This window comes from Bradyrhizobium acaciae (assembly GCF_020889785.1).
GTDB classification, from domain to species: domain Bacteria; phylum Pseudomonadota; class Alphaproteobacteria; order Rhizobiales; family Xanthobacteraceae; genus Bradyrhizobium; species Bradyrhizobium acaciae.
Window position 1 is genome coordinate 63,167 of the sequence record NZ_JACMYK010000020.1, and the last position, 17,905, is coordinate 81,071.

Annotated in this window: 20 protein-coding genes; 16 read left to right on the forward strand and 4 right to left on the reverse strand. The window is 64.8% G+C overall.

Going from position 1 to position 17,905, the window contains the following annotated elements; translation table 11 throughout:
• Window positions 1–149: 149 nt before the first annotated feature.
• Complete coding sequence (locus tag H8A92_RS11680) at window positions 150–1,031, reverse strand: LysR substrate-binding domain-containing protein (RefSeq protein ID WP_229195933.1); 882 nt, start codon at window positions 1,029–1,031, stop codon at window positions 150–152.
• Between the two features lie 183 nt (window positions 1,032–1,214).
• Here H8A92_RS11680 and H8A92_RS11685 point away from each other — a divergent pair, with 183 nt between their 5' ends.
• From H8A92_RS11685 to H8A92_RS11725, 9 genes are all read left to right on the forward strand, one after another.
• On the forward strand, window positions 1,215–1,676 hold the full coding sequence (locus H8A92_RS11685) for a (2Fe-2S)-binding protein (protein WP_229195934.1): 462 nt from the start codon (window positions 1,215–1,217) through the stop codon (window positions 1,674–1,676).
• Window positions 1,677–1,679: 3 nt separating this feature from the next.
• On the forward strand, window positions 1,680–3,857 hold the full coding sequence (locus H8A92_RS11690) for a xanthine dehydrogenase family protein molybdopterin-binding subunit (protein WP_229195935.1): 2,178 nt from the start codon (window positions 1,680–1,682) through the stop codon (window positions 3,855–3,857).
• Window positions 3,858–3,939: 82 nt separating this feature from the next.
• Window positions 3,940–4,368, forward strand: a complete 429-nt coding sequence (locus H8A92_RS11695) for a hypothetical protein (RefSeq protein ID WP_229195936.1) — start codon at window positions 3,940–3,942, stop codon at window positions 4,366–4,368.
• Between the two features lie 102 nt (window positions 4,369–4,470).
• Entirely contained in the window at window positions 4,471–4,872 is a 402-nt protein-coding gene (locus H8A92_RS11700; RefSeq protein ID WP_229195937.1) for a FixH family protein, read from the forward strand.
• A gap of 11 nt (window positions 4,873–4,883) precedes the next feature.
• Window positions 4,884–6,335 carry an efflux RND transporter periplasmic adaptor subunit gene (locus H8A92_RS11705; RefSeq protein WP_229195938.1) on the forward strand — a complete coding sequence of 484 codons (1,452 nt, stop codon included), beginning with the start codon at window positions 4,884–4,886 and terminating at the stop codon, window positions 6,333–6,335.
• Window positions 6,332–9,475 carry an efflux RND transporter permease subunit gene (locus H8A92_RS11710; RefSeq protein ID WP_229195939.1) on the forward strand — a complete coding sequence of 1,048 codons (3,144 nt, stop codon included), beginning with the start codon at window positions 6,332–6,334 and terminating at the stop codon, window positions 9,473–9,475. The genes H8A92_RS11705 and H8A92_RS11710 overlap by 4 nt, the downstream gene beginning before the upstream one ends.
• Window positions 9,476–9,531: 56 nt before the next feature.
• Window positions 9,532–9,993, forward strand: a complete 462-nt coding sequence (locus H8A92_RS11715; protein WP_229195940.1) for a cupredoxin domain-containing protein — start codon at window positions 9,532–9,534, stop codon at window positions 9,991–9,993.
• A gap of 29 nt (window positions 9,994–10,022) precedes the next feature.
• Window positions 10,023–10,325, forward strand: coding sequence for a copper-binding protein (locus H8A92_RS11720; protein WP_229195941.1), 303 nt, complete (start codon window positions 10,023–10,025; stop codon window positions 10,323–10,325).
• Window positions 10,326–10,522: 197 nt separating this feature from the next.
• Window positions 10,523–10,801 carry a hypothetical protein gene (locus H8A92_RS11725; protein ID WP_229195942.1) on the forward strand — a complete coding sequence of 93 codons (279 nt, stop codon included), beginning with the start codon at window positions 10,523–10,525 and terminating at the stop codon, window positions 10,799–10,801.
• Between the two features lie 147 nt (window positions 10,802–10,948).
• On the opposite strand, the gene H8A92_RS11730 is transcribed toward H8A92_RS11725, so the two are convergent.
• On the reverse strand, window positions 10,949–11,500 hold the full coding sequence (locus H8A92_RS11730; protein ID WP_229195943.1) for a tetratricopeptide repeat protein: 552 nt from the start codon (window positions 11,498–11,500) through the stop codon (window positions 10,949–10,951).
• Between the two features lie 283 nt (window positions 11,501–11,783).
• On the opposite strand from H8A92_RS11730, the gene H8A92_RS11735 reads away from it, so the two are divergent.
• From H8A92_RS11735 to H8A92_RS11750, 4 genes are all read left to right on the forward strand, one after another.
• Window positions 11,784–12,119, forward strand: coding sequence for a His-rich protein BRANT (locus H8A92_RS11735; protein ID WP_229195944.1), 336 nt, complete (start codon window positions 11,784–11,786; stop codon window positions 12,117–12,119).
• A 223-nt stretch (window positions 12,120–12,342) separates the two neighbouring features.
• Window positions 12,343–12,783, forward strand: a complete 441-nt coding sequence (locus H8A92_RS11740; RefSeq protein ID WP_229183157.1) for a hypothetical protein — start codon at window positions 12,343–12,345, stop codon at window positions 12,781–12,783.
• A 308-nt stretch (window positions 12,784–13,091) separates the two neighbouring features.
• Entirely contained in the window at window positions 13,092–13,808 is a 717-nt protein-coding gene (locus H8A92_RS11745; protein ID WP_163160788.1) for an outer membrane protein, read from the forward strand.
• Between the two features lie 147 nt (window positions 13,809–13,955).
• Window positions 13,956–14,237 carry a DUF6719 family protein gene (locus tag H8A92_RS11750; protein ID WP_229195953.1) on the forward strand — a complete coding sequence of 94 codons (282 nt, stop codon included), beginning with the start codon at window positions 13,956–13,958 and terminating at the stop codon, window positions 14,235–14,237.
• Window positions 14,238–14,297: 60 nt separating this feature from the next.
• On the opposite strand, the gene H8A92_RS11755 is transcribed toward H8A92_RS11750, so the two are convergent.
• Window positions 14,298–14,549 carry a hypothetical protein gene (locus H8A92_RS11755; protein ID WP_229183160.1) on the reverse strand — a complete coding sequence of 84 codons (252 nt, stop codon included), beginning with the start codon at window positions 14,547–14,549 and terminating at the stop codon, window positions 14,298–14,300.
• A gap of 503 nt (window positions 14,550–15,052) precedes the next feature.
• Here H8A92_RS11755 and H8A92_RS11760 point away from each other — a divergent pair.
• The 3 genes from H8A92_RS11760 (at window position 15,053) to H8A92_RS11770 (ending at window position 17,497) form a co-directional block, all read left to right on the forward strand.
• Window positions 15,053–15,421 carry a hypothetical protein gene (locus tag H8A92_RS11760; protein WP_229195945.1) on the forward strand — a complete coding sequence of 123 codons (369 nt, stop codon included), beginning with the start codon at window positions 15,053–15,055 and terminating at the stop codon, window positions 15,419–15,421.
• The gene (locus H8A92_RS11765) at window positions 15,418–16,266 is read left to right on the forward strand and encodes an alpha/beta fold hydrolase (RefSeq protein WP_229195946.1); all 849 of its coding nucleotides are present in this window, start codon (window positions 15,418–15,420) and stop codon (window positions 16,264–16,266) included. The genes H8A92_RS11760 and H8A92_RS11765 overlap by 4 nt, the downstream gene beginning before the upstream one ends.
• Window positions 16,267–16,339: 73 nt before the next feature.
• Window positions 16,340–17,497 carry a DUF2652 domain-containing protein gene (locus H8A92_RS11770; RefSeq protein ID WP_229195947.1) on the forward strand — a complete coding sequence of 386 codons (1,158 nt, stop codon included), beginning with the start codon at window positions 16,340–16,342 and terminating at the stop codon, window positions 17,495–17,497.
• Window positions 17,498–17,530: 33 nt separating this feature from the next.
• Here the strand turns inward: H8A92_RS11770 and H8A92_RS11775 are convergent.
• On the reverse strand, window positions 17,531–17,905 hold a 375-nt coding region (locus H8A92_RS11775), incomplete at its 5' end, for a hypothetical protein (protein WP_420831312.1).

Below are 17,905 nucleotides of genomic sequence, written 5' to 3' on the forward strand. Positions count from 1 at the left end.
GGAGCCAGGACCCATAACCACCGAATTCGATTGGGAATGAGGTCGTAGCCCCAGCATCGCGCAGCAATTGCCGTTTGGGGTAATGGGTCCTGGCTTTCGCCAGGACGACAGCGAGTTTGCTGAGGCATCAAGAGCCATTCAGGACGTGATCAGCCATACGTCTCCACGATGAAGTCGATCAGGGCCCGCAGCTTCGGCGTCATCTTGCGGTTTTTCGGCCACAGGATCTGGCGCGCGCGGGCTTGCGTCGTGTAGTTCGGCAGCAGGACCTGCAGCCGGCCCGCGGCGATATCGTCGGCCAGCAGCTCGTCCCGCATCAGCACGATGCCGGCGCCGGCCAGCGCCGCATAGCGGATGCCGAACGCATTGTTGATCGTCAACCGACTCCCGACGTCGACATGGACTTCGCCTTCCGGTCCGAAGAAAGTCCATCTCCGCGGATCCGACCATCCGGGATAGCGCAGGCATTCATGGTGGACGAGATCTCCCGGATGAAGCGGCGTGCCGCGTTCGGCGAGATAGCGCGGCGCGGCGCAAACCACACCGGTGTAGGGTGACAGCGAACGCGACATCATCGTGGAGTCGGTCAGCGTGCCGACCCGGATCGCGGCGTCGAGGCCGTCCTCGAGCAGGTCGACCATCCTGTCGCTGAGGATGAGGTCGACCGAGACTTCCGGATATCGTTTCATGAAGCGGACCAGCGCGGGCGCCAGGCTGTACGATCCGAAGGCAACCGAGGTCGCGACGCGCAGCTTGCCGCGCGGCGCGCTCAAGGCTTCCTCGACCAGCGCATCGCCGGCCTCCGCCTCTACCAGCAGGTGCTTGCAGTGATCGAGATAGCTGCGGCCAAGCTCGGTCAGGCCCTGCCGCCGGGTGGACCGGTTGATCAATTGTGAGCCGAGCCGGTCCTCGAGAAAGCGGATATGCTTGCCGATCATGGTCGGCGACATCCGCAACTCCTTGGCCGCCGCGGTGAAGGAGCCGAGATCGGCAACGCGGGCAAATACGGACATGCTGGTCAGTCGGTCCATGATTGTAAACCAATGGTCATTTCAATGCGTAATATTGTGATGTTTTCAGAATACGTGAACTGGATTTATTACCATAAGTGAGTAATCGGCGCGATGATGCGTCCGATCGCTTTGAAATGCTGCCGATTTCGCCCGGCGGGACGCGATCCCGCCCCGGGCTCGAACCAGGACAGGAGTGTCACGATGCCCTTCCAGATCATGATCAATGGGACCAGTCATTCGGTCGACGCCGACGGCGATACGCCGCTGCTGTGGGTGCTGCGCGACGTGCTCGGCATGACCGGCACCAAGTTCGGCTGCGGCATGGCGCTGTGCGGCGCCTGCACGGTGCATCTCGATGATACCGCTGTGCGCTCCTGCATCACGACGATCGACAGCATCGGCGACTCCAGGATCACGACCATCGAGGCGGTCGGCAAGACGCCGGTCGGCAAGAAGGTCCAGGACGCCTGGCTCGCGAACGAGGTGCCGCAATGCGGCTACTGTCAGTCCGGGCAGATCATGTCTGCCTCCGCCTTGCTCGCGAGCAAGCCGAAGCCGACCGATGCGGATATCGACGAGGCGATGTCGGGCAACATCTGCCGCTGCGGGACGTATATCCGCATTCGCGACGCCATCAAGCAAGCCGCGCAGTCGGGAGGTTGAGCCATGACGCTGACCCACACTGTGACCGAGCGCGCCGCCGATCTGTCGCGGCGCAATTTCCTCCGCGCCAGCGCGATCGCCGGCGGCGGCCTGCTGCTCAGCGTGAGCCTGCCGTTCGCGAGAAGCGAGAGCGAGGCCGCGGCCGGCGGTGACTTCGCGCCGAACGCCTTCATCCGGATCGGCGGCGACGGCAAGGTCGTACTGACCATGCCCTATGTCGAGATGGGGCAGGGCACTTACACCTCGATCCCGATGCTGATCGCGGAAGAACTCGAGATCGGCCTGACGCAGGTGCAGCTCGAGCACGCGCCGCCGAGCGACAAGCTCTATGCCAACCCGCTGCTCGGCGTGCAGGCCACCGGCAATTCCAACGCGATGCGCGGCTCCTGGCAGCCGATGCGGAAAGCCGGCGCCACCGCGAAAGCGATGCTGGTCGCGGCCGCCGCGAAGCGCTGGAACGTCGAGCCTGGGACATGCCGCGCCGAGAACGGCGAGGTGCATCATGCGGCCTCGGGACGCAAGCTTGGTTACGGCGAGCTGGCGGCCGATGCGGCGCAGATGCCGGTGCCGGAGAACGTGACGCTGAAGAACCCAGCCGATTTCAAGCTGATCGGTACGCCGGCCAAGCGGCTCGATACGCCGTCCAAGATCAACGGCTCGGCGATCTATGGCATCGACGCCCGGCCGCCTGGGGTCAGGATCGCGACACTGGCGCAGTCGCCGGTGTTCGGCGGGCGGGTGAAGCGCGTGGATGATGCGGCGGCAAAGGCGGTCAACGGCGTGCGCCAGATCGTGAAGCTCGATGACGCCGTCGCGGTGGTGGCCGATCATATGGGAGCGGCGAAGAAGGGTCTCGCGGCGCTCACGATCGAGTGGGACGAGGGGGCCCACGCCAAGCTCGCGACATCGGACATCGCGCGCGAACTCGAAGCCGCCACCACGAAGGCGGGCGCGGTCGCGCAGAATACCGGCGACGCGGACAAGGCCATGGCGAGCGCGGCGACCAAGGTCGAGGCGAGCTATCAGCTGCCGTTCCTCGCCCATGCGACGATGGAGCCGATGAACTGCACCGTGCATGTGCGCGCCGACGGTTGCGAGATCTGGGTCGGCAACCAGGCGCTCTCGCGGGTGCAGGCGGTGGCCGCGAAGATGCTGGATTTGCCGCCGGAGAAGGTGGTGGTGCACAATCATTTGCTCGGCGGCGGCTTCGGCCGCAGGCTCGAGGTCGATGGCGTCATTCGTGCGGTGCAGATCGCCAAGCAGGTCGATGCGCCGGTCAAGGTTGTGTGGACGCGCGAGGAGGACATCCAGCACGACATGTACCGGCCTTACTGGTTCGACCGGATCTCGGTCGGCCTTGATGCATCGGGCAAGCCGGTCGCCTGGAACAACCGCTTCGCCGGCTCGTCGGTGATTGCGCGCTGGTTGCCGCCGGCGTTCCGCAACGGTCTCGATCCCGATACGACCGAAGGCGCGATCAATCTTGTCTACGACATTCCGAACTTCCATGTCGAATACGTCCGGGTCGAACCGCCGGGCATTCCGACCGCGTTCTGGCGCAGTGTCGGGCCGTCGCACAACGTGTTTGTCACTGAAAGCATGATCGACGAGATGGCGGCGGCCGCCAAGCAGGATGCGGTCGAGTATCGCAAGGCACTGCTCGGCAAGTCGCCGCGCGCCAAGGCGGCACTCGAGCTTGCGGCGGCCAAGGCCGGTTGGGGCGGCAAGCTGCCCGCCGGACGCGGCCGCGGCGTGTCGCTGCAATTCGTGTTCGGCAGCTACCTTGCGCAGATTGCCGAGGTCGAGGTGGCAAAGGATGGCTCGGTCCGCGTCCACCGCGTCGTCTGCGCGATGGACTGCGGCACCGTGGTCAATCCCGACACGGTGCAGGCGCAGCTGCAGAGCGGCATCAATTTCGGCGTTACCGCCGCGCTCTACGGTGAGATCACGCTGAAGGACGGTCGCGTCGAGCAGACCAATTTCGACACATACCAGATGCTGCGCATCGACCAGGCGCCGGCCATCGAGGTCCACATCGTGCCGAGCACCGAGCCGCCCGGCGGCATGGGCGAGACCGGGACCTCGGGCATCGTGCCCGCGATCGGCAACGCGATCTTCGCGGCAACGGGCAAGCGGCTGCGCAAGATGCCGGTCGATCCGGCGGTGCTGAAGCAGGCGTGAGGCGGCGGCGCAGGCCGCCGACTGGCGCGATCGTGAAGTCGCACGGATTTGCAGGTTGCATTGATCCGTGCGACAAGCGGGCATGCATCTGAGGCGGCTCGCCAATCTCTGGGTTCTGTTGCTCGTCGCGGCCGGGCTGTTGCTCGCACCCGTGGCGCCGGCGTTTGCCCGGATGATGCCGGATGCCTCGGCCGCCGCGATGCAGGGGACGCCCGGCCGCGATTCCATGTCGGGCCACGTCATGTCCGGCATGGTCATGTCGGACGAAGTGTCTGACCAGACGATGGCGGACAACGTGCCGTGCTGTCCGGACCAGACCAAGAGCAAGGGCTGCGAAGACTGTCCGTTTCTCGCGCTCTGCATGCTCAGCGTCTGGCTGCCCGCGCCTGGCGGAGCGATGTCGCTGATCGCTCGCGAACCGTCGCAAAGCGCCTTCGCCGCGCGCGACGACCGTCTGCTTGACGGCCTTGGTGCCAAACCACCGGATCATCCGCCTCGAACCCTGGTCTGACGGGCGCCGAAAGCGCCTGATCGCTGACGCGTGCGCCTGATGGCGCGCGTGGCTTTGCATGCCGCTCACGCGGTTCATCAGACGTATCGAGGAATCATACCCATGAAGTCTTTCCAGCTTGCGCGCGCCGCTGCGGCCGCGCTGATCGGCGTTGCCGTACCTGGGCTTCCTGCCCACGCCGAGATCAAGAACTACGAATTCCAGCTCGTGCAGCCGACGGTCAAGGCCGGCGCCGATCGCATCGTCACGGTGCGGCTGGTCGACAAGAGCACGGGAAAATCCGTCTCCGACGCGGTCATCTTCTCGACCCGGCTCGACATGGCGCCCGACGGCATGCAGGAGATGGCCACCAAGGTGACGCCGATGCCGGGTACCGAGCCTGGCACCTACCGGTTCAAGGCGACCTTCGGCATGGCCGGCCGATGGCAATTGTCGCTCGGCGCCAAGGTGCAGGGCGAGACCGGCTCGGTCGAGAACAAGCTCGTCGTCACGGCCGAGAAATGAGTCGCCGACCAATGAGCCCCTTAACATGGGCCGTCGCTGCCGCTGCGATCGCCGCAGCGGCAGGCGCCGCATGGATCGGCCGCGGCCTGCCGCCGCGACCGGTGACCGCTGTCATTGTCTCCGCCGCGCATGCGGCGGAGAGCGCTGCGCCGATCTATTACCGTGATCCCGACGGCAAGCCGCTCTACTCGGCGACGCCGAAGCAGACGCCTGACGGGCGCGCCTATCTTCCTGTGGCTGCGGATGACGATGCCGGTGCTGGCGAGCCCGAGCGATCGACCGACATCAGCGCGCCCTCTGCGAGAGGCGAGCGCAAGATCAAGTACTATCGCAATCCAATGGGCCTTCCCGATACCTCGCCGGTGCCGAAGAAGGACTCCATGGGGATGGATTACATCGCCGTCTACGATGGCGAAGACAGCGACGACGGCTCGATCACACTGTCATCTGGCAAGATCCAGCGCACCGGCGTCAGGTCCGAGGCCGCACAGATGCGCCGCATCCGCACGCTGGTCCGTGCGCCCGGCACGATCCAGCTCGACGAACGTCGCGTCTCCGTCATCGCGATGCGCGCCGAGAGCTATGTGCAGGGGGTAGCCGACGTCACGACCGGCAGCCGGGTGACGAAGGGGCAACCGTTGATGGAGATCTACAGCCCGGCGATCTCGTCCGCCGCGGCCGAATATGTCGCGACCATCACCTCGAAGGCGATCGCCGGTATCGAGCCCTACGGTCGCGGCTCCAGGCAGCGGCTGACCAATCTCGACGTGCCCGAGCCCGTCATCGCCGAGATGGAAAAGAGCCGCATGGTTCCGATCGCGATCCAGTGGCTGTCGCCGCGCGACGGCATCGTGCTGCAGCGTGCCGCGATCGAGGGCATGCGGGCGCAGCCGGGCGACGTCTTGTTCCGGATCGCCGACGTCTCAACGGTGTGGGCACTCGTCGATGTCGCCGAGCGCGATCTCGGCAGCATCGGGGTCGGTCAGAAGGTCACGGTGCACGCGCGGAGCTATCCGGGCCGCAGTTTCGCCGGCCAGATCAGCGTGATCTATCCGCAGGTCAACAAGGAGACGCGCACCGCGCGGGTGCGGATCGAGTTGCAGAATGCCGATCTCGCGCTGCTTCCGGACATGTATGTCGACGCCGAGATCGACACCGGCAACGCTGCGCCGGTGCTCGCGGTGGCCGATAATTCCATCCTCGACACCGGGAGCCGCCAGACCGTGCTGCTCGATCGCGGCAACGGCCGGTTCGAGCCGCGCGAAGTGAAGCTCGGGCGGCGTGGCGAAGGCTATGTCGAAATCCGCGACGGGATCGCCGAGGGTGATGCGGTCGTCACGTCAGCGACCTTCCTGATCGATGCCGAAAGCAATCTGAAGGCGGCGATCAAGGGGTTTGCCGATGCCGCCGCCGCGCCGTCGGCAACCGCGGAAGGCGAGACGACGGGCGGAGGCCGGCCATGATCGCCCGCATCATCGCCTGGTCGGCGCGCAATCTGTTGCTGGTGCTGTTCGGCACCGGCTTTGCGGCAGCCGCGGGCCTCTACGCGCTCGTGCATCTGCCGCTCGACGCGATTCCGGATCTCTCCGACACCCAGGTGATCGTCTACACCGAGTATCCCGGCCAGGCGCCGCAGGTGATCGAGGACCAGGTCACCTATCCCCTGACTACGGCGATGCTGACGGTGCCGAAGTCGAAGGTCGTCCGCGGCTTCTCGTTCTTCGGCGTCTCCTTCGTCTATGTCATCTTCGAGGATGGCACGGATATCTATTGGGCACGCTCGCGTGTGCTGGAATTCCTCAATGGTGCGGCATCGCGATTGCCGGCAGGTGTGTCGCCGACCATCGGTCCCGATGCGACCGGCGTCGGCTGGGTCTACCAGTATGCCGTGATGTCGAAGCAGTTGAACCTCGCCGATACCAGAACCATTCAGGACTGGAACCTGAAATTTGCGCTGGCCAGGGCGGAAGGCGTGGCCGAGGTCGCAAGCGTCGGCGGCTTCGTCAAGCAGTACAATGTGATCCTCGATCCGCAGCGGATGCGCGACCGCGGCATCACCATGCAGCGGATGCGCGATGCGATCCGCGCCAGCAATGCCGATGTCGGCGGCCGCACCGTCGAGCTCTCCGAGTTCGAATATGTCATTCGCGGCAAGGGCTACCTGAAGGATATCAACGATCTCGGCAACGTCGTGCTGAAGGCCGACAACGGCACGCCGGTGCTGCTGCGCGACGTCGCGCGCGTCGAGCTCGGTCCCGACGAGCGGCGCGGCATCGCCGAGCTGAACGGCGAGGGCGAGGTGGCAAGCGGCATCGTGCTGCAACGCTTCGGCATCAACGCGCTCGACGTCATCGAAAACGTCAAGAAGCGCTTCAAGGAGATTGCGACCAGCCTGCCGAAATCGGTCGAGATCGTGCCGGTCTATGACCGGTCCAATCTGATCTATGCCGCGATCGACACCCTCAAGCGCACGCTGTTCGAGGAGAGCGTCGTGGTGGCGCTGGTCTGTATCGTGTTCCTGCTGCATGTCCGCAGCGCGCTGGTCGCGATCCTGATGCTGCCGGTCGGCGTGCTGATGGCGTTCGGCGCGATGAAGCTGCTCGGGATCGGCTCCAACATCATGAGCCTCGGCGGCATCGCGATCGCGATCGGCGCCATGATCGATGCGGCGATCGTGATGATCGAGAACGCGCACAAGCATCTGGAGCGGGCCGAGCCCGGCCGGTCGCGGGTCGCGATCCTGATCGAGGCCGCGGCAGAAGTCGGCCCGGCGCTGTTCTTCAGCCTGCTCATCATCACCGTGTCGTTCATGCCGATCTTCACGCTGGAATCGCAGGAGGGGCGGCTGTTCTCGCCGCTGGCCTTCACCAAGACGTTTGCGATGGCCGCGGCGGCGCTGCTGTCGGTGACACTGGTTCCGGCGCTGATGGTGATCTTCGTCCGTGGCAGGATCATCCCCGAGCACAAGAATCCGATCAATCGCTTCCTGATCTGGATCTACCGTCCTGTCATCAACGGCGTGCTGCGGGCGAAGATGCCGGTGATTGTGTTGGCGCTCGGCGCCATCGCCGTCTCGATCTGGCCGGCCCGGCAACTCGGCACCGAGTTCATGCCTGACCTCAACGAGGGCACGCTGCTCTATATGCCGACCACGCTGCCGGGCATTTCGGTGACCAAGGCGGCCGAACTGCTGCAGATGCAGGACCGGATCATCGGGAGCTTTCCGGAAGTCGTCTCGGTCTATGGCAAGGCGGGTCGTGCCGCCACCGCGACCGATCCGGCGCCGTCGGAGATGTTCGAGACCATCATCAATCTGAAGCCGAAAGAGCAGTGGCGCGCCGGTCTCACGGTCGACGGCCTGATCGCCGAGATGGACAAGGCGCTGCAATTCCCCGGCGTCTCCAACGCCTGGACCATGCCGATCAAGGCGCGCATCGACATGCTGTCGACCGGGATCCGGACGCCGGTCGGCGTCAAGGTGATCGGTCCCGATCTTGCCGTGATCGACAAGCTCGCGCGCCAGGTCGAGCAGGTCGTCAAGGGCGTGCCCGGCACCTCGTCGGCCTATGCCGAGCGCAGCCTCGGCGGCTACTACCTCGAGATCACGCCGAACCGCGAGGCGCTCGCGCGCTACGGTATCGCGGTGCAGGACGTGCAGGACACCATCGCGACCGCGCTCGGCGGCCAGGGCGTGACCACCACGGTGGAGGGACGCCAGCGCTTCACCGTCAACATGCGCTATCCGCGCGACCTGCGCGACAATCCCGGTGCGATCGCGAGCGACATCCTGGTGCCGATGCCGGCGGGCGGCGCGGTGCCGCTCGGCGAGGTCGCCGATATCAAGCCCGGCCGCGGGCCGACCACGATCCGGACCGAGAACGGGCAGCTCGCGACCTACATCTATGTCGACATCCGCGATCGCGATCTCGGCGGATACGTCGCGGATGCGCAGCGCGCGGTGCAGGCCGGCGTCCAGTTCCCGCCCGGCACTTACGTGGTCTGGAGCGGGCAGTACGAATATCTCGAACGCGCCACCGCGCGGCTCAGGATCGTCGTGCCGGTGACGCTGTCGATCATTTTCCTGCTGCTCTACCTCAACTTCCGCTCGGTGGCCGAGACCATGATCGTGATGCTGTCGCTGCCGTTCGCGCTGGTCGGCGGGCTGTGGCTGATGTGGGCGCTCGGCTTCAATCTGTCGGTTGCGGTCGCGGTCGGCTTCATCGCGCTCGCCGGCGTTGCCGCCGAGACCGGCGTCGTGATGCTGATCTATCTCAACCACGCACTGGCCGAGATCACGGCGCGTCGCGCCGCCGAGGGCCGCACGATCGGTCGCGACGATCTCAATCGCGCGATCATCGAGGGCGCGGTCGAGCGCGTTCGGCCGAAGATGATGACGGTGGTTGCCATCATGGCCGGGCTGTTGCCGATCATGTGGAGCACCGGCACCGGCTCCGAGATCATGCAGCGCATCGCGGTGCCGATGATCGGCGGCATGATCTCGTCGACGCTGCTGACGCTGATCGTGATTCCCGCGATCTTCGCCGTGGTGAAGGGCTTCGGGATCGGAGCGAAGGCGTCGGAGCGCAAGATCGCCGCAGCATAGCGGATCAACGCGCCATCCCACGACAAGCACGCATCAATCACAGAATGGAGAATCCGATGAAACACCTCACCAGCATCGGCGTCGCGCTGATTGCGCTGTCGATCGCAGCAGTACCGTCGCATGGCCACGAAAAACACGATCACCAATCCTATTCGGCCGGCGAGCCCGGAGATCCGAGCAAGCCGTCGCGCACGGTCGAGGTCGAGATGAAGGAGATGGAGTTCACGCCGTTCCGCATCGAGGTCAAGCGCGGCGAGCAGATCCGCTTCGTGATCAGGAACGCCGGCACCGAGGATCACGAATTCCTGCTCGCGACCACCGAGGAGAATCTGAAGCACGCCGAAGTCATGAAGAAGCATCCGCATATGGAGCACGACGATCCGAACGGCGTGCGCGTGGCGCCGAAGAAGAGCGCGGAGATCGTCTGGAAGTTCACCAAGACCGGGACGTTCGAATATTCCTGCCTGATCCCCGATCACCGCGACTACGGGATGACCGGCCGCGTCATCGTGAAATGAAACCAGCAACAAGAAGAAGGACGACAACGATGAACAGGATGATCCACCTTGCAGGCGCCGGCCTGTTCACATTGGCTCTGAGCCTGGGTGCCGCGCTCGCGCAGGCCGCTGATATCAACGGCGAGGTCAAGAAGATCGACGAGAGCGCGGGCAAGATCACGCTCAAGCATGGTCCGGCCAAGAGCCTTGGCATGGAGGAGCCGATGACGATGGTCTACCGGGTCAAGGATCCCGCGTTGCTGAAGCAGGTGAAGGTCGGCGACAAGGTCAGGTTCGAGGCTCAGGAGGGCGACGGCGGCTACACGGTCACGGCGATCCAGAAGGCAAAGTAAGGGATCGCCATTCCAGGCACGATGGGCTGTCGGTCGAAAGCGGCCGGCAGCCCCGGCAATCCGCCTGTGTGCTCCTGCCGCAGGCCGGGGTAGGGCCCGGGAGTTCGCCACGTATTTACCTTAAATGATGGCGCCGGAGGAACGTCTGTGGCAGCGGCGCGTTGCTGTGCATCATTCGTGTGCAGAAGGCCCCCTCCATGACAGTCAACGCGGCAATACTGATGGCGGCATTGGTGCTGTCTGGAACCGTGTTGGCGCAGAGCTCCGGTCCGTCGACCGGTTCGACCGGGGGCGGGCAGGCCGCCAATCTGATCACCACCGGCCAGGCGCTGAACAACAGCAAGAAGACCGGCGACAGCGGACCGCCGATCGAGAAGACCGCCCGCCCGGCGAAGCCGGGGGAAGCTGCGGCCGGCGACACGATCGGCGCCAGCCGTCCGCAAAAGCCCGACCGGCGCCTCGAGCACTACCCGTAAGTTCGACCCGCAATCCTGCGGGATGCCCCAGGTCCAGAGCCGGCGTGGTCGGCGTCAATCTTGATATCGTCATGCGACGCCGCCGCAGCAAAAAGCCGGCGCGTCATGATGACTGCGCCGGCTTGATGTTTTGAACGGTTCGCTTGCTCAGTAAACCAGGCCGGTGCCCGGGGGCTTCTCCAGCGCCGCGGCGAGCGAGCGATATTCGTCGCTGTTGGTGCCGGCAAGCTGGGCGATGCGGTTCAGGTGGTATTGCGCCTGGTCGCGGTTGCCCTGTTCGACCTGCCAGAGGCCGTAATACTGCCAGGTGCGCACATGGGCCGGGTCGGCCTTCAGCGCGCGCTCGTACCAGATCTGCGAGACCTTGTAGTCGCCGAGCTTGCGATAGGAGTAGCCGATCAGGTTGGCGACGTCGGCACGGTCGTCCTGGCCGAGCGCCTTCAGCTGCTCGATCGCGGCGGTGTAGTCGTGCTTGTCGTAGATCGTGGCATAGGCGGCATGATAGCCGGCCAGGAACTTCTGATCGTCGATCGCGGAGCTCTTGTCCTTCTTGGCCGCCTTCTTGCCCTTGCTGCTGCTGCTGTCGGAAGCCGGCGGCGAGGGATTGTCGCTGCCTGCGGCGTAGGCCGAGATGACCGGCCCGGCGGCGAGCGTCATCGAGAGCACTGCGAGGCCCAAAAACTTCGTCGTCTTGCTCATTCCTGATTGCTCCTGATCGTTCCTGATCGTGCTCGGTAATCCTACACCGAAGCCTGATGACTTGAACACCCGGGGCTGCCGAACATTCCCGCCCGGTCCCACGATTGCGTGATCCCGCGATCGATCGGCGCGGCGGGCAACATGACCAAGATGTCATTCACATGAATGAATTCCGTCCGCGTCCTTCAGAACGGGTTCAGTGCGCAGCCCCTAAGGTCACGTGCATTGATCGGTGAGGCCGACCATCCGGCCGGAGACCTCTCGATCCCAGAGGAGGACCACCATGCTGAAGACCATTTCCGCCGCGCTGCTCGCCATGTCCGTGATCGCAGCGCCCGCGCTCGCCGCCGAAACCGGCAAGACCGCAACCCCCGCGCCGGCAACCACGACTGCCCCGGCGACGACTGCTCCGGCGACCAAGGCCGCCCCCGTGATCAAGAGCGAGCAGCTGCCGTCGAAGGTGCGCAACGCCAACGCCAAGATGCACCACGAGCACTATCGCCATCATCGCCACCACAAGCACATGGGCATGCTGAAGGTGAAGTCGCCAAAGCATGCGACCAAGCACATTCGTGCCAAGGTCGCGACCAAGCACGTCGTGCCGGCCAAGCGCGGCTGAACCTGATCCGAGGGGCTCAGTTTCGATCCACATTGCCCCGCTTGCGTTCCTAGCGACAAAGGCAAGGCCTTTGCGCAGGGATGCAGAACCGGCCCGTCCGTCCATTGCTTCCCCAATGGCGGCGGGCCGGAGTGCGTCCGGGCTTCAGTTGCGGCCCGCGGAATAACCGACTTGCGAATTCCCTTTCGCGGCCTGTCGGTCTATGAGACGCGGCCGGGGCAACATGAAACAGCTGACTTTGCGGACTTCATCAAAACTGGCGGCAATCGCGCTGCTCTCGATCCCGCTCGCCGGCTGCCTCACCAGCGATGACGGCGGCGGGCCGACCACCTTCACCGATGATCGCGGCGTCGCCAACCAGCCGTTCCCGGACAGGTACCGCGACCAGATCCTTGCCTTCATGCGGACCTATCTGAACAACCCGGTTGGGGTCCGCGAGGCCGGGATCGCCGAGCCGGTGCAACGCACGGTCGGCGGCCGGCTGCGCTACGTGGTGTGCCTGCGCTACAGCGCGAAGGAAACCGACGGCAACTACCGACCGGCCCGGGAGCGGGGCGTCATGTTCGTCGACGGTCGGCTCGACCGCATCCTCGACAACGCCGCCGAGTCCTGCGCCGGGGCGTCCTACGCGGCATTTCCGGACCTGGAGAAGATGTCGCGCTGAGGCATGATCCGGAAAAGGCCGCGGCGGCTTGTCGCAGCAGGTCTGACCGGCAGCCTGATCGAATCCTTAGCGAAATCCGATCACTTTTCGCGGAGCATTGAACTTCAACTTTTCCGTTTGCGACATACATCCAGCCGAAATGCGGCTGCTTAACCGGTGAAAAAACCTTCTGTGCCAGGGAACAAACGGGCGTTGTTGCGACCCCGTCACAGCTTGGAAACATCACGGGTCCGGCATTGCCCCAAAGCAACCTAATTGGCGTCACGTTGTTTGGTTTAACAGCGCAGCGTTCGTAACGGGGATCAGAGATGAAGAAGTTTTTGTTCGGCACAGCCGCGCTGGCCGCCTTTGCGGGCCCGGCGTTTGCGGCTGACATCCCGGCCCGGACCTATACCAAGGCGCCGCCGCCCTATACTGCACCGGCGCTCGTCTACAACTGGACCGGTTTCTATATCGGCGGCCATGTCGGCGGCGCGTTCACCGACGGCAACAATTTGATGGGCAGCGATGCGCGCTTCATGGGTGGCGTGCAGGGTGGCTTCGACTATCAGTTCGCTCCCAACTGGGTGATGGGTGTCGAGGCGCAGTACTCCTGGCTGCCGAGCTCCGCGAGCAATGGCGTGCTGCTCCCCGGCGGAACGCTCGTCAACGGCAACACCGACCAGCTCGGTTCGGTGACCGGCCGCCTCGGCTACACCTGGGGCCCGGCGCTGCTCTACGCCAAGGGCGGCTATGCCTGGCGCGACAACAACAACATCACGGCGACGGTCGGCGGCGTGCCGGCGGCCTTCACCACCGATGGCGGCCACAAGGACGGCTACACGGTCGGCGCGGGCCTTGAATACATGTTCGCCCCGAATTGGTCGGCCAAGGCCGAGTACCAGTACTACAATTTCGGCAAGACCAACTTCACCAGCGGCCCGGCCGACCTCGTCGGCACGAGCTTCCGGAACGACGAGCATACCGTCAAGCTCGGGGTCAACTACCGCTTCGGTTGGGGCGGTCCGGTCGGCTCCCGCTACTGATCCAGATCGCTATAACGGCGACATCGAAAGGCCGGCCTTCGGGTCGGCCTTTTTTCGTTGGCCTGACGTTTGCTTGTTCAGCCGGCATTCACGCCTGATCGTGCAATGCAAAAAATAATTCCTGCATTGCACGGAACTTTCATCGTGATGCGTTATTATGGGAACGCCGGGGCTGGTGGACAAACAAACATGCGTAGTTTTGCGTTAGGGCTGATCCTCTCTGCGGTCGCTGTGCCGTGCGTTGCCCAGACGATCCTCAAATCCGAACCCTTGGTTCTCGCGCCGTATGAAGTCGTGCTGGTGCAGGACGCGTCCTGTTCCGCCGGCAAGGTGCTCAAGGTGACGGGGTCGATCCGGGGTCTGCATCGGCGGAAGATTTGCGTTTCGCTCGCCGCCGAACAGGCCTCGCTGGCGACGGCGACGCCGTAGGCAAGGTGATCGTATTGTCGGCATCCGGCCCGCCACGCGGGCCCGGCCGGACCAGCGTCGCTAATTCAACCGCGGCTCCAGGCGCGCCTCCCGATCGGCGTCGGCCTTGTTCTTGACCGGGTCCTCGTTGGGTTCGAGCTGGCAGGCGCGGATCTCGTAATCATTGTCCAGCACCGGACGGGGTGAGGAGTTTTCCTCTTCCGAGATGGTATCCACCACCAGCCCGGATTTCCTGGCGAGCTTCCAGACATCGGCTTCGGTCGGATACGCCTTGCTGAGCTTGGCGTCTTGATAGAACAGCGCGTACGGCATTCGTCGTTTCCCCAAACAACCGACGACAACGCCGGCACTGGTTCCGGGTTTCCTGCGAATTCGCCGTCCCAATCACGGAACCGTGAGCAATCTCCCGGCAAGCATCCGGAGCAAGCATCTGAAAATATGAGTCATTTCGGCTCTTTTGCGGAGGGGCCCTGAGTCTTTAACGGGTGGTAAATCCCGGAAAAAAGAATCCCCGGGACTCTCCGGGTAGAATCGCCGGATGCTCCGACCCATGAGAGCGATCCACCAGCCCCCCTACGAACGCGTGCAGCTCGCGCTTGCGGTTGTGCTGCTCGCGGCCTGCGCCGCCAACGTGGCGCTGGTCTGGTCCTGCCTCTAGGCTCCGGCCAAAATCCGTATGTGGCGGCCCGCGCGAAAACGCCGTGGCCGCGCGACGCCGGCACCGATTGACGGCACCCGCATTCCTTCCATCATTGCCGGCAGAACAAATGCCCGCCGCGGTCCGCGCAGACGGGCTGCTACCGGGCGGAGCTGATATGATCGACATGCTGAAGGAACGGGTCAATTGCGACGCCGGCCTGGTGCGGCGCGGCCGCTATCTCACAACGACATTCCTGCTCGAGATCGGCAAGGCTGCCTGGCTGATCGCGATCCATGAGGGCCGGATCGTCGCGGTGACCAAGGGCCCGTTCGTGATGCCGTCGTCGTCGTTCGCGCTGCGCACCTCGGACGAGGAGTGGGACAAGTTCTGTGAACGGCGGCCGCCGCCCGGCTCCAACGACCTGATGGCGCTGATCAAGCGCCGTGTGCTGAGGGCCGAGGGCGAGCTGCAAATCTTCATGGCGAACCTGCGTTACTTCAAGGACGCGCTCGGCAAGCTGCGTCGCGAGGGAGCGGCCGCATGAGGGCCAGGTTCGAGCCGATCATCGGCCGTTACATGCATCTCGAACTGTCGGGCCGTCCGCATCGTGTCTATGTCGAGGAGGCGGGCGAGGGCACGCCGCTGCTCTGCCTGCACACCGCAGGCGCCGACGGGCGGCAATATCGCGGCCTGATGAACGATGAGCGCATCACCCGCAACCATCGCGTCATTGCCTTCGACATGCCCTGGCACGGCAAGTCGTCGCCGCCGCAAGGCTGGCACGACGAGGAGTACCAGCTCACCTCGGCGCAATACACCGCGATGATCCTGGCCGTGGTCGACGCGCTCGACCTCGACAGGCCGATCGTGATCGGCTGCTCGATCGGCGGCCGGATCGCGCTGCATCTTGCGCTCGAGCATCCCGAGCGCTTCCGCGCCATCATCGGCCTGCAGGCCGGCGCGCACGTCGATCCCTATTACGACCTGAATTTCCTGCACCGGCCGGACGTGCATGGCGGCGAGGTCGCAGCCGCCATCGTCTCGGGCCTCGTCGGTCCCGACGCGCCCGACAGCGAGAGGTGGGAGACGCTCTGGCACTACATGCAAGGCGGGCCCGGCGTGTTCAAGGGCGACCTCTATTTCTACAAGATCGACGGCGATATCCGCGCCCGCATAGCCGAGATCGACACCAAGCGCTGCCCGCTGTTCCTGCTGTCCGGCGAGTACGACTATTCCTGCACGCCGGAGGAGACGCTCGCGGTGGCGAACAGCATCGCCGGAGCCAAGGCCACCATCATGAAAGGTCTCGGTCATTTCCCGATGAGCGAGAACCCGGGCGAGTTCGCAAAGCATCTGCTGCCGGTGCTGGAGAAGATCGGCGGCGGCTAAACCGCCCTCGACCTCGGGCGTTCCGGTATGACAGACTGCGTATCGTCACGAAAAGATTACGCGGGAGGTCTCCATGCTTCCGAAGGCTGAAGCGGCATATTTCGCCATTGCCGACATCTCCGGCTACACCAACTTCCTGGCGGCGGTCGAGCTCGACCACGCGCAGGATATCATCGCCGATTTCATGGATGTGGTGGTGAAAGGGCTGCGCCCGCCATTTCGCCTCGCCAAGTTCGAGGGCGACGCCGCGTTCGTCTACTCGACCGCGGCAATCGACGGCTCGTTGCTGCAGGATGCGATCGAGGGCGCCTATTTCAAATTCCGCCGGCGCCTGCGCGACATCCGCCAGGCTTCGACCTGCGAGTGCAAGGCCTGCGTCGCGATGGGCGATCTCGATTTCAAGTTCGTGATCCATCACGGCGAGATGGTGAAGCAGAAGATGGGCGGCAGGGAGGAGCTCGCCGGGCGCGACGTCATCCTGGTGCACCGGCTGCTCAAGAACAGCGTCGGCGAGAAGCTCGGCGGCCGCGCCTACGCGCTCTACAGCGATGCGGCGATCCGCGCCATGGGCGTCGATCCGGTGGCGCAGGGTCTCATCCCGCATCAGGAGACCATCGACATCATCGGCGACGTGACGCTTTGGGCGCGCGATCTCGAAGCGGCGTGGCAGCAGGACGATGCGCAAACGCGAATGGAAGTGACGCGCGACGACGCCTACGCGATCCTGGAGTTCGACATCGCCGCGCCCAGGCAGACGGTGTGGGAGTTCATCACCGTGCCCGGGCAATGGCGGAAATGGTGGGACGCCGACGACATCGTCGAGGAGTCGGGCAAGGGGCGCCGCGGTGTCGGCACCAAAAATCATTGCGCGCACGGCAACCATACCAACGTCGAGGAGACGCTCGACTGGCGTCCGGTCGATTACTTCACGGTCGGCATCACGCTGCCGGTGCCCGGCGCACCGCGCATCATCATGACCCGGGCCGTTCTGGACGGCCCAGACGGAACGTCCCGTTTCGAGCTGCGGATCGCCAAGCCGAAGCCGAAGGACAAGGCGTTCCTCGACGGCGCCGCCGCCAAATTCGCCGAACGCATGACCCAGGCGATGGCCGGTCTGCGATCGATGGTGGAAGGCAGGCAGCTGGGCGTTGAGGCGATGGAAGAGCCCGCGCTGGGGCAGTCGAGCGGACGTTTCCTGACCGAGCCGGTCAAATCAGGCGCGCGGGGCTGAAGCTCAGTCGAGGGTCCGGAGAACGGGTGCCGGCTACTTGCCGGAGCGCGGCAGCTCGCTGTTGTCGCGGATCGCGGCGCGGACCTTGGCCATGGTCGTGGTGCAATATTCCTCGCGCTCCCTGAGGAAGCGCTGCTGCTGGGCGCGGAAATTGGCCACGCGCTCCCGCACCTCGGATCCGAAGTCGCCGCTGATGTCGAGTTTTGGGAATTGCGGCGGCTGTGCCGGGGGCGGCGGGATTTCGACGACCGTTACCGTCAAAGGCGCAGGTGCGGGGGGCAGGCCCTCGAGCACGGTCGGCACCGGGAGCGGCGGTGGCATGACCACCCGGGTCTCGGCCGCCGGCTGGATCTCCAGTGCGGCCTTTGCCTCCAGTGCAGCCTCGGTCACGGCCGTCGGGGTGGCGGG